We start from the raw sequence: 12,426 nt of genomic DNA on the forward strand, positions 1-12,426 counted from the left end.
ATTAAATATTCCGTAAATAACAGATTATTTATACAATATTATGGTAAGGGAACGATGCTAAATTTAGGTTGGTAATTCTACAACTTTTTTATCAATTCCATAACTTTATTTCAAATTCTACAACTTTATTTCAAGTCAACACATGTATGCATTAAACCCTCGCTCTACTCTACTGTCACACTCTTGGCCAAATTTCTCGGTTTATCCACGTCACAGCCTTTTTCTATGGCCATATAGTAAGCAAATAACTGCATAGGTGTTACTGCCACCACAGGTGCAATAGACGAATCTATATCAGGTATTTTTATTACTGCATCCGCTACCTTTTCAACCTCTGTGTTGCTCTCCTGAGTAATAGCCATTACTACTGCACCTCTGGCTTTAACTTCCTTTATATTGCTTATCATTTTCTCCAGAAGGTTATCCTGAGTCAAGGAACACACTACCAGAGTCCCCTTTTCTATAAGAGCAATTGTTCCATGCTTCAATTCACCGCCTGCATATGCTTCCGAATGAATATAGGAAATTTCCTTAAGTTTTAGGGAGCCTTCCATTGAAAGTGCATAGTCAAGCCCTCTGCCTATAAAGAATATACTTTTTGCATTATAATGTCTTGAAGCAAATTTCTGTATATCCTCTTTATTTGCAAGTACTTTCTCTATTGCATTTGAAGTAGATTTCAGTTCTTCAATTATCTTGCCGCTGAGTTTGTCATCAATAGTACCTTTCTTCTGGGCAAAATTGAGGGCTATAAGATACATTGCCGCTAACTGTGTATTATAGGCTTTTGTCGATGCAACAGCTATTTCCGGACCAGCCCAGGTATAAAGCACATCATCAGCTTCCCTTGCTATGGAGCTGCCTACAACATTAACAACTGCCAGTGTTCTCGCACCTCTTTTCTTTGATTCACGTAAAGCAAAGAGGGTATCTATGGTCTCACCGGACTGACTTATAATAATCACAAGGTTTCTGCTATTGATCAGCGGATCTCTGTATCTGAATTCTGAAGCAACATCAACCTCTACAGGTATCCTGGCAAGCTTTTCTATAACATACTTGCCTACTACGCCTGCATGACTTGCAGTCCCACATGCCACGATATATATCTTGTCGATATTTTTCAGATCTTCTTCCGTTATCTTTATTTCATCCAGTACAACCTTATCGCCTTTGATCCTTGGATTGATTGTGTCCCTTAAAACCTTCGGTTCTTCGAACATTTCCTTCATCATAAAATGTTCATAACCTGATTTTTCTGCTGACTCCACATCCCAATTAACGTGGAATATTTCCTTCTTCACCTCTGCCCCAAGGCTGTCGTACACTTTTACGTTATCCTTGGTCAATACAACTACCTCTTTATCTTCAAGAATATATATATCCCTTGTATGCTCAAGTATTGCAGGTATGTCGGAAGCTATAAAGTTCTCCCCTTTTCCCAGACCAACAATCAATGGACTATCTTTCCTTGCAGCGATAAAAGTATCAGCACAATCCTTGCATATAACGCCCAGGGCATATGAGCCTTCCAGCTCATCAATAGCTTCCATAACTGCTTTTGCCAGGTCACCCTTGTAATAATACTCTACCAGGTGAGCTACAACCTCCGTATCCGTCTCGGATACAAAATTAAAACCCTGTGATATCAGGAACTCCTTAAGCTTCATGTAATTTTCTATTATTCCGTTATGAACGACTGCTATTTTACCCGACTGGCTGATGTGAGGATGTGAATTCACATCATTTGGTTCTCCATGAGTCGCCCATCTTGTATGGCCGATACCTATAGTGCTACTTAGAGTTTCCTTGCTTACCTTATCTTCTAAGGATGCAAGTCTTCCCTTACATTTTACAACCGTCAGTTCCTTTTCACCAAAGACTGCAACCCCAGCTGAGTCATAACCTCTATATTCAAGTTTTTTCAACCCGTTAATCAATACAGGGACTGAATTTTTTTCACCTATATATCCAACTATTCCGCACATTTTATTTACCTCCGTTTTCAAATATTTTTATTATCGATTCAATTTGAACATATACATAACTTACATTCGTTTGCTTTCAAATTTCCCCTTTTCTTTTATTCAAAACCATTTGCTGAAGGAACCTTATTTGCTGCAACAATACTTATATTCCCGGTTTTGGACAAAGTACCATCAAGGACATAGATAACTAGCCTTTTCTGTGACATGTCATCCTTTTTATGAGTTCCGGCGTAAGGTATATAGCTTCAGGCAAAAAGGCAATACCGGAAAAATCAGGCTGAACTAAAATGGTATAGCTATACCATATAAGAAAATACTCCTGATTTATTCGATAAAACACCAAAGTCACTATGCCTTTTAAAAAATCACATAGCAAAACCTACAACAATTTACTATATTCAATTTTTGAAGTATGTGAAAAATGATCAAAATATTAAGATATGAACAGGATTAATCACTCGGGTCTCATTTGTTCTACAGTTGCCTGCAGTTTTTGTAAGGCCCTGACGGTTGTGAGCAACCGGAAGGTTTCCGCCGATATTTTCGATAACCTACATCACAGTTTATAGCTGACAAATTACACTTCACAGTATTTTTGCAGCCGTTAAGCATCTTTCGTCAACTGCTAACCGTTTTGTAGCCTCCTTCTCCTCGTCAACAAGGTAAAGCCTTGTTCTGGCGCTTGTTTTTAAATCTAATCCTGATTTTTCTCTTATCACCACCTTTCACAAACATAAGTATTATCAATACTAGTATATTCACAATCCCGTAAAAATGTCAAATTAAAATTTGATTAATAAGAACAAACAAGTGTATAAAACTGCATCACCATGCAGCTTTATACACTTATGAAAGCTACCCCAGTCTTTCCTCTATTGTCTTAACAAGCTGTTCTGCACGTTCTGTTATATATTCCTGATCTTTCCCCTCTATCATAACCCTTACCAGGGGCTCTGTTCCCGACGGTCTGATGAGGACCCTGCCCTCGCCATGAAATTCAGCTTCAAGCTCCTTGCACTTTTCTGCAATAATTTCGTCTTCCAGGTATTTATGCTTATTTTGGTTTCCCACTTTTGCATTTTTTATTACCTGGGGCAACACCTGCATTACAGCAGCCAGCTCTGAAGGCTTCTTATTTGATGTTTTAACTACCTGAAGCAGTTGAAGCGCTGTCAGGAGGCCATCCCCCGTGGTATTATGCTCAAGGAAAATAATATGCCCCGACTGTTCTCCTCCGAGTACATATCCCTTATCAAGCATCTCTTCAAGTACATACCGGTCTCCTACCTTAGTTTTGGCGATATTAAGCCTTTCTTTTTTTGCCATTATATCAAAACCAAGGTTGGTCATAACTGTAACAACTATAGTATCTTTTGCAAGCTTTCCTTTATTTTTCAGTTCCAAACCAATGATAGCCATAATCTGGTCGCCGTCTATTATATTACCCTTTTCATCAACTGCCAGCATCCTGTCGGCATCACCGTCAAAAGCTATCCCAATATCAGCACCCGATTCAGTGACAAACTTTTGTAATCCCCCTAAATGAGTAGATCCACAGCCCTTATTTATATTGATTCCATCAGGCTCATTATTTATTACACATACTTCCGCCCCCAGTTCAAACAATGTGGCGGGAGCCACCTCAAATGCCGCACCATTAGAACAATCCAATGCTACCTTTAAACCCTTAAGGTCTACATCCAGTGTACTCTTAAGATATGTAGAGTAATCCTCAAGAGCTGTATCAACTACACTCTTGAAGCCTATATCCTTACCCGACGGCTTTGGTATTTCTTCAGCATTGTCAAGTATTATTGCCTCTATCTTCTCTTCAATAGAGTCAGACAACTTATAGCCTTTATCATTAAAAAATTTTATTCCATTGAACTCAAAAGGATTGTGTGAAGCCGATATTACTACCCCTGCATCAGCTTTATAAAACCTTGTCAAATAAGCAACGGCAGGAGTTGGAACCACACCAAGACTTACAACCTCTGCACCAACTGAACATATTCCTGCTATAAGAGCTGCTTCCAGCATATCACACGAAATTCTTGTATCCGTACCAACAAGTATCTTCGGGGTGTGTTTTGTCTCAGCAGTCAAAACATAAGCCCCGGCTTGACCTAACTTATATGCCAGATCAGCTGTCAACTCTACGTTTGCTACTCCTCTTACTCCATCTGTACCAAAAAGTCTACCCATTTTTCAATTGCCCCCTAAAAATATATTTCACAATAAAGTACTAAAATCTTAAAGCCGGGAATGTCCCTAATTTCAACATATAAATTATAACTTTTAACACATAACTTCACAAGTACATTTTATTTACATTTTATTCGGCATTAAGGACAATTGTGACTAACTCTCCCCCGGCATTTCTATTCCCGGAAGGATCGAGTGTGTGACGGTTTAGCCTAAAGGCGCATACACGGAAATAATTCTCTCCGCGATCCTTATACCATCTACCGCAGCGCTGACGATTCCACCTGCATAGCCCGCACCTTCTCCTGCGGGGTACAGCCCTGACACTCCAACAGCCTCAAGGGAATCACTTCTGGGTATTCTTACAGGAGAAGATGTTCTTGTCTCTACCCCAGTAAGCAGTGCATCTCCCATCCCAAAGCCCTTAAGTTTTCTATCAAAGTAACTGATGGATTCTCTCATAGGTTTACAAACAAAATCCGGAAGACATAGATTAATATCTGATAAGTTGGTTTTCCCGGTATAGCTTGGTCTAACAGCACCCAGTTTCTTTGAAGCCGTCCCATTAACAAAATCATCAAGTCGTTGTACCGGAGCCGAGCTGTCTTTTCCACCTACCATAAAAGCTAGCCTTTCCCATTTTCTCTGGAATTCTACCCCGGCCAAAGGATGAGTTCCACCAAAATCTCCGGGTTCTACAGAAACTACAAGTGCACTGTTTGCATTCTCCCTATTTCTTGCAAACTCACTCATACCGTTTGTAACAATTGAATCAGGCTCTGAAGCAGATGCAACCACTATACCCCCGGGACACATACAGAAAGAGTAAACGGTCCGGTTCTGTGTCTTGCAAAAAAGCTGGTAATCCGCTGCTCCCAATCTTGGATGGGAGGCTGCTTTTCCGTATTGGGCAAGGTTTATCACCTCTTGAGGATGTTCTATCCGGACTCCTATAGAGAAAGGCTTTTGGACAAAGCCTATCCCATCTGCAAGCAACGCTTCATATGTATCTCTGGCACTATGCCCAATAGCAAGGACCACTACCTCTGAATAAACTTCCTGCTCATTATTAATAATCACTCCGGAGACGCTTGCATTCTTTATCATCAGCGAAGTAACCTTTGCTCCGAACCTTACTTCTCCGCCAAGTTGGATAATTCTATTGCGCATATTGGCTACTACACCTTTTAGTACATCCGTGCCTATATGGGGTTTAGCCTTGTATAAAATTTCTTCAGGTGCCCCTGAATTATAAAGCTCCTGCAGTACTTTTTCACATCGCCTGTCATTAATTCGTGTAGTTAACTTACCATCTGAAAATGTTCCGGACCCACCCTCACCAAACTGTACATTGGTTTCATAACTTAACTCACCTTTTTCCCAATACTCCCGTACTATCTCTGTCCTTTTCTCCACACTTTCTCCACGTTCCAAAACAAGAGGCTTATAGCCGCTTTGAGCCAAAATTAGACCGGCAAACAATCCTGCCGGTCCTGTTCCAATAATTATAGGCCTGAATTTTAGTTTTTCACTACCGGGAATTATTGTTTGCTCCCTGTTATCCTCTATAAGCCTGACATCGGTGTCATTTGGAATGACTGTATTACCTTCAATTTCGACAAACACCGAATACACCATTGTAATATTGTTTTTTCGTCTTGCATCAACGGACTCTTTAATTATCTTAACTTTATCCAATCTACCTTTATTTACTCTCAACTTTTTCGCTGCTATTTCATTTAAAACTACTGCATCTTCATCTAATGGCAGTCTGATATTGCTTATAACAAACTTCACACATACCTCCACGGTTATTAAGTAAAATTCGGATTTATACTATTCTGCGGATTGAATCTTGCGTACTTCGACTTCGACTTCATATACACTTTTCACCATAATGTCTACTGGCAAATTCAATTTTAATGGAACTTTGTGAGTTCCTTCACCCAACCCAAATACATCTATGGATGGCTTCAAACTATTTATATTTATGCTGCTAAGATTAACCCTTAATCCTTTTATAGCGACATCAATACTTTCTGTTTTGATATCATAGGCTAATGTACCGCTTGCATCTGCATTTGCTAAAGTTATTTCGCCTTTAGTAATACTGTACTTCTTTTCAGTCAAAGGTTCGATTATAACGCTTACAGCTACCTCCCTGGGTATATCCACCAGTTTTACCCCCGGGGGCAGAATTAACCTGCTTACTGTATCTACAGTTTTATTTACATCCTCAATGCTAACTGGTTCTGTTCTAAGCTCGGTTATTCTTGATAGTATTTCTGCCGGTCCTGTAATCAAAACCTTCTCAGGATTAACTTTCCTCTGGCCGTCTGTAAAATTAAACGCAGGCTTTCCACTGATAACAAGATTGACCGGGACTTCCTTTGCAACCTGCACTTTGATATCAACTGTAAGATTTTTGCTTAATGAAGTTATTTCATTTCCTTCTGCATCATATACTTTGCAAGCCTGCTTTTTCAGTACTGTATCTCTATCTATATTATTTACATTTATTACAGTTCTAATCTCATCAACGGATCTGATCAAAGTGTCTGCCCCCTGAAGTGTAATAGAATCGGGAACTGCAGTAATTTCGATCATTTTATATCCTGCCTTCAGATTTCCTGATGTTCTTATATCAATCGGAAAAGAGTTTTTCTCAAGCCTGTCTAAATCAATATTAATATATTCCTGAAGGACCTTTTGTACTATTATTCCATCTTCCTTCCCTGTGTACTTAGGACCTTCTATGCCTAAAGTGTTCTCATCGGCCGAGTTTACTTTGGAAAAATCCAGTATTGCTTCAAAATCGTACCCGTTTACACTCTTTATTTTTTCTTCGCTTCCCCTGATTACTATATCTATAGTACGAATAAAATTCTTGTTTTTTAAAAGGATGTTTTTATCCTTTAAAGTATCCTCACCTCTTACTGTCAAAGGTACGGATATCGTTTTTGTCGTTACCGGGTTTACAACAAACCAAAGGATAACTGCGAATAAAATAGATAAGACCTTTATAGTAGTATCCCTTTTCAATAATTCGCTCATTTAGCTTTCACCTTCCACAAGGTCAGTTTTCTGTTCGGAGTATTTCTCTCCAGAAGATTCTTATTCAAAGCCTTCCTTAATGTATCAGGAGTCAGATTTCTTGTTAGCCCCCCATTCAAAGCAAAGGATATCTTTCCGGTTTCCTCCGACACCACTACCGTAATAGAATCCGATACCTCCGTAATTCCAAGCGCGGCCCTATGCCTGGTCCCTAGATCTTTGCTCAGATTGGGGTTATCTGTTAATGGTAGAAAACATGCAGCTGCCTTCAGTTTATTGTTTCTAATTATGACAGCCCCATCATGAAGTGGTGTATTGGGTGTAAAAATATTCACAAGCAATTCAGCTGATACACTTGAATCCAGTTGTGTTCCTGTATTGATTATTTCCCCTATCTTCGTGCTACGTTCAATTACAATCAATGCTCCTGTCGATGTTTTTGACAGCTCAGCAGCAGCCTTAACCACTTCTTCTACTACGGCAGTGGTCTGTATGATGTTATTCTCTTCATCCAGTCCAAAAAGATCGCTGAATCTGCTTCTTCCTATCTGCTCAAGCCCCCTTCTGAGCTCAGGCTGGAATATCACAACTAAAGCAATGGCTGTATACAGGATTGTATTGTTCAGAATAAATGCCAGTGTCCTTAATCCCAGCCAGTCACTTAATTTTGCAGCAATGAGTATAATAAGTATACCCTTTATAAGCTGCCATGCCCGCGTTTCCCTTACCAGCCTGATCAACTTATAAGTTAGGTATGCTACTATACTTATATCAACAAAAGCTTTTACTACTGAAAGCGGATTATCAAAACCTATGTATGCAGCAAAAAAATCTACAATATTATTAAGTTTAAAATTTCTAAGAAATTCTTCCAAAGCCTCACACCCTCATACAAAAACTACCGTTAATAAAAACAGAAAAAAAAAGTCTCCATAAAGACTTATTATATAGAATTATACCCTGTTTTTTAACTATTTGTAAGCTTTTTTTAAATATTTTATTAAAATTTAATATTATGCAGTAATGCCACAATATACCATAATAATTCTTATTTTACAACCTTCACCATACATTGCCAAGGTACACATGTTTCAGATACTCCCCTGCCTTATCTCTGGCCCTCTCAAGTGTAGCTACCGGAGTAGGAGGCCTGTTTTGCATTTTAAAGTTCGGAAAAAATCTCGATAAGTGCAGAGGAATTTCAGGTGATATGGAAGAAAGCCATTTGGACATTTCTCCAATTTCCTCTATCGCATCATTGAGCTCCGGTATAACCAGAGTAGTAACTTCTACATGACAACTTAGAGCGGCAATTTCAACTGTTTCTTTAACATTTTCCAGTGTGCCTTTGCAGATATTCTTATAAAATGATGCAGTATAACCTTTCACATCGATATTCATAGCGTCAATATAAGGGAGAAGCTCCTCCAGCGGTTCTTTACTGATAAAACCGTTTGTGACAAGTACATTTGACAACCCCTGATCCTTTGCCATTCTGGATGTTTCATATACAAACTCATACCATATTGAAGGTTCGTTATATGTATATGCAATCCCTATATTTCCTTTATCCTCTAATGCTTTTGCTTTTCGTACGATTTCATCAGAAGTAATGTTCCCTGTATCCGGATCTTCATGCGCTATGCTCCAGTTCTGACAAAACGAACACTTCAGGTTGCATCCGAAGGTTCCTACAGAAAGTATATTTGATCCTGTATGAAATCTGTATAAGGGTTTTTTCTCAATTGGATCCAAAGAAATTGAAGTAATTTTCCCATAGTTCAAAGAGTATAATTCCCCATCGATGTTTTTTCTTGCACGGCATGCACCTGTATCATCCGGCTTAATAACACAGTTATGGGGGCACAGAAAGCAGTGCACTTTTGAGTTTTCAACCTTCTGGTAGTACATTGCCTGTTTCATTTATGTCTCACCACTTCAAACCTTTCCATCTTATAACTGTCCGTTTCTTTTATACCGGCTTTCTGAAGCGCAATTGAAACCTGCTTTTGGGGAGTATCAACTCCCTCAAGGTTTGGCAGCAGTAGTCCCGAACGTGATCCTGCCCTGACTATTACTCCGTACCTGATAACATCCAACTCATCCATAGATGTAATCGGTTCAGGATCTTTAAGTATATCTACTGAATAGACCAAATCACCGAGTTCATCACTCTCAACCAAATCAAATCTGGGATCGTGCATCCCTGAGTTAACTGCATTGTGAATTATTTCTTCAGCAATACTTTTTCTTGTCGGACCTGTAGTTCCTATACAGCCTCTTAGCTGACCATGCTTTTTTATTGACACAAATGTTCCAGCTTTATTTTCCAGCATCTCTGCCGGCAAGTCCTCAGTAGCCTTTAATACCTCACCCTTTGTGATAAACTCTTCCAATGCCCTTCTTGCAAGAGATACATACGCATCTTCCTTAGCCCTTATCTCTTTGATTTTATTATCATATTTGTCAGTAACTTTCCTGAGTATTTCTCTTTCCTCACTCTTATCGCCAATATCAAATGCAACTACGGAATAACCGACTCCAAATGGACCTTCATATGAATATACTTGCGGCTTCAGCTCATAGCCATCAAGTGCACCAAACATTATTATAAAAGAACGAAGACCACACTCTCCTGCGCTTTCACACAAATCCTCATCTATATCAAGCAGCGCTTCAACATCAGACCTTTTCATACTCTCAACTAAAAGCTCATCAAATATTCTTCCCTTTTCATTGAAACCGTATGGTGCATCTTCCGATAGTTTATGTGACAAATCGCCGCTTGCCAGAAAAACTACCTGTTCATTTGAATCTCTCACAGCTTTTGATATACACATACCAAATTTGTATAAATCCAAAAATGGCAATCCTGATATTGATATATGAACCAGTTTGAATCCATTATATTTTTTATTGACAAAATATAATGGAACTATGGTGCCATGGTCTAATTCGCTGGATAAGCCATATTTCTTTAAGATACCGTCTTCCAAACCACCGGCAAATATTCCGTGCTGCTTTGCATTGCTGATAATTTTGTTTACCAAATCAATATTATTATCAAAGCGCAGTTTTACATCTCCTGCCCCGAATCTCTCCAGGCTTCCCTGAAGCTCCTCACCTGCAGATACATATACATAGTCCTGGAAAACAGGGCCATGAGGTGTTGTAACAATAATCGTGGTGGGCTTTTCCATACTGATTTTTTTTGCGGCCTTAACTACAGCTTTTATTGTTTCATCAGCACCATCTTCATTCCCTTTTCCAACCTCAGGAATTATTATAGGCGGATGCGGAAAAACATATGAACTGATTATTTTTCCCAATATAATCCCTACCTTCCCAGGAAATACCCTATTCCTATAGTAATAATCGAAGTAGCAAAAAATGCTATTACCGTTATCAATGCAATAATTCTCACTAACTTTCTATCCATTTTTATCTCACATCCCATCATATATTATTAATCAATTTATTTTTTTTATTATACTGTTATTTATCGAGAATTACAGAAATTAACACACAAGTGCACTTTACATATATTGTATATTAAGTGTTTATCTAAATAAATATTTTCCATGGTTAATATTTCATGCAAAAAATTTTATGCAAAAAAAAGGGTTTTGAAAGATATTATAGAATATATTATAGCGTAAGGTGAATCAATTTCATAACGAAAGAATTCTCTTCTTACCAAAGACACTAGTATGGAACGCATCTTCCCTGTTGCATAGTAGTGTTTTTCTCTGTTCATAACGAGATTTCCCCTCCATCACCCCTTCTCTGACATCCGTGCGTCTCAGTGATTTAAGCTTCCAGTAGTGCATTGTTTTTTAGTGAACTCATTAAAAAAGGTTTCCCATGTCCGGGATAAACTGTGTTTACATTTAAACTTCTAATTTTCTGTATACTAGCTTTTGCTTCTTCCCTGTCATCAATCATTGAATTAAGAGCAGGCTTGCCCATATTCGTAAAAATATCACCACAAATAAGTTCTCCGTCAGCTGTGATAATTCCTATAGATCCTTTAGAATGTCCTGGGAGGTGAAGTATTTTGGCATTTAGACCGTATTGTAACAGATCAAAGTCTTCATCTATCTGGAAATCCGGTTTGAATTCTGTTATTTTAAATAATGCGTTAACAATCTTCTTTGCAATATAATTACCAGTTTTTCTGTTGCAGAACATATCTCCTTGTTCTACCATCCCGAAATCACCAGAGTGCATCGCAATTTTCGTATTGAATTTCTCACGCAGATATGCACAATTTCCGGAATGATCAAAATCACCATGTGTAAGAATTATAAGATTTAGATTTCCCGGTTTACAGCCTGCGCTTTCAAGTTCATTCTCTAATTTTGTCCGCTTACCTGCCCTCCCTGTATCAATTAGAATAAATCCTTTGTTTGTTCTTATCAGATAGCAATTGGCAACAACTACACCCAAAATTATAGTCTTAATGTCCATTATCCCACCCCTTTACCTACACAAAATATTAATGTTCCAGATAATATAACGCTTTCAAACTTTCCAAAATAATCCATCGCCCAAAGTCATGGTCTACTATCTGTTTATCTGATATTGCAACTACTTTTGTTTATTAGCTCTTAGAAATTTATCGCCCCAAAAAGGTATTCGACACTTTTAGCCAAATTCCTCCAATGAAGATTATCCTGTAGAGTAGCATTAATTACTTTCTAAACCTAACCGAAGGCTTAATTTTACTATAAAAAAATGAAGTATAAGTTTCTTAAATTAAGAAACTTATACTTCATTTTCATGTTTCAAATCTTAAAACATTTGCTTTTTGGTGCGGGCGAAGCGGCACAAGTAATATCTAAACAAATGCACGATATTTATACTTATGACATGACAAGCCTCCAGTAAGTCCAGAGGCTTGTCATTATTAATTTTTTAGGTTAATCTCATTATGATTCTCCATATGGATTTGTTTTCTTATCATAACCATATTACACTTTAGACAATCTACTGCAGGTGTTTTATATATAGCGATAGCCCCACAACTTATTGCAATATTTACGAATGTAGAATTAGGTTTCAATAAACAAAAAAGCACCTTTAAAAGGTACTCCTTAAAATCATGTTATAGTACTATTTTCATCATTATATTTCATCATTGTAATATTTCTCAATGGCCTCTCTCAAGTTATTGGCT

Annotated in this window: 8 protein-coding genes; all 8 read right to left on the reverse strand. The window is 38.1% G+C overall.

Going from position 1 to position 12,426, the window contains the following annotated elements:
- Nucleotides 1-164 precede the first annotated feature (164 nt).
- The gene (gene glmS, locus N3I35_00265) at nucleotides 165-1,988 is read right to left on the reverse strand and encodes a glutamine--fructose-6-phosphate transaminase (isomerizing) (protein MCX8128519.1); all 1,824 of its coding nucleotides are present in this window, start codon (nucleotides 1,986-1,988) and stop codon (nucleotides 165-167) included.
- An 855-nt stretch (nucleotides 1,989-2,843) separates the two neighbouring features.
- Nucleotides 2,844-4,193 (reverse strand): phosphoglucosamine mutase, encoded by a 1,350-nt coding sequence (gene glmM, locus N3I35_00270; protein ID MCX8128520.1) that lies wholly within the window; start codon nucleotides 4,191-4,193, stop codon nucleotides 2,844-2,846.
- Between the two features lie 207 nt (nucleotides 4,194-4,400).
- Nucleotides 4,401-5,990 (reverse strand): hypothetical protein, encoded by a 1,590-nt coding sequence (locus N3I35_00275; protein ID MCX8128521.1) that lies wholly within the window; start codon nucleotides 5,988-5,990, stop codon nucleotides 4,401-4,403.
- A gap of 39 nt (nucleotides 5,991-6,029) precedes the next feature.
- The gene (locus tag N3I35_00280; GenBank protein MCX8128522.1) at nucleotides 6,030-7,247 is read right to left on the reverse strand and encodes a CdaR family protein; all 1,218 of its coding nucleotides are present in this window, start codon (nucleotides 7,245-7,247) and stop codon (nucleotides 6,030-6,032) included.
- On the reverse strand, nucleotides 7,244-8,122 hold the full coding sequence (cdaA, locus tag N3I35_00285; protein MCX8128523.1) for a diadenylate cyclase CdaA: 879 nt from the start codon (nucleotides 8,120-8,122) through the stop codon (nucleotides 7,244-7,246). Before cdaA ends, N3I35_00280 begins: the two co-directional genes overlap by 4 nt.
- A 187-nt stretch (nucleotides 8,123-8,309) precedes the next feature.
- Nucleotides 8,310-9,170: an AmmeMemoRadiSam system radical SAM enzyme gene (gene amrS / locus N3I35_00290; GenBank protein ID MCX8128524.1), complete on the reverse strand. Its 861-nt coding sequence runs from the start codon at nucleotides 9,168-9,170 to the stop codon at nucleotides 8,310-8,312.
- A complete protein-coding gene (amrA, locus tag N3I35_00295; GenBank protein ID MCX8128525.1) occupies nucleotides 9,167-10,576 on the reverse strand; it encodes an AmmeMemoRadiSam system protein A in 1,410 nt (469 codons plus the stop codon). The genes amrS and amrA overlap by 4 nt, the downstream gene beginning before the upstream one ends.
- A 481-nt stretch (nucleotides 10,577-11,057) precedes the next feature.
- Entirely contained in the window at nucleotides 11,058-11,717 is a 660-nt protein-coding gene (locus tag N3I35_00300; protein ID MCX8128526.1) for an MBL fold metallo-hydrolase, read from the reverse strand.
- Nucleotides 11,718-12,426: the final 709 nt, after the last annotated feature.

It is taken from the genome of Clostridia bacterium (assembly GCA_026414765.1).
Lineage (GTDB): Bacteria > Bacillota > Clostridia > Acetivibrionales > DSM-27016 > SKW86.

What these genes read in the sequence shown, in the direction of transcription:
- glmS (MCX8128519.1), bottom strand. Translation starts at nt 1,988, where the DNA reads ATGTGCGGAATAGTTGGATATATAGGTGAAAAAAATTCAGTCCCTGTA.
- glmM (MCX8128520.1), bottom strand. Translation starts at nt 4,193, where the DNA reads ATGGGTAGACTTTTTGGTACAGATGGAGTAAGAGGAGTAGCAAACGTA.
- N3I35_00280 (MCX8128522.1), bottom strand. Translation starts at nt 7,247, where the DNA reads ATGAGCGAATTATTGAAAAGGGATACTACTATAAAGGTCTTATCTATT.
- amrS (MCX8128524.1), bottom strand. Translation starts at nt 9,170, where the DNA reads ATGAAACAGGCAATGTACTACCAGAAGGTTGAAAACTCAAAAGTGCAC.
- N3I35_00300 (MCX8128526.1), bottom strand. Translation starts at nt 11,717, where the DNA reads ATGGACATTAAGACTATAATTTTGGGTGTAGTTGTTGCCAATTGCTAT.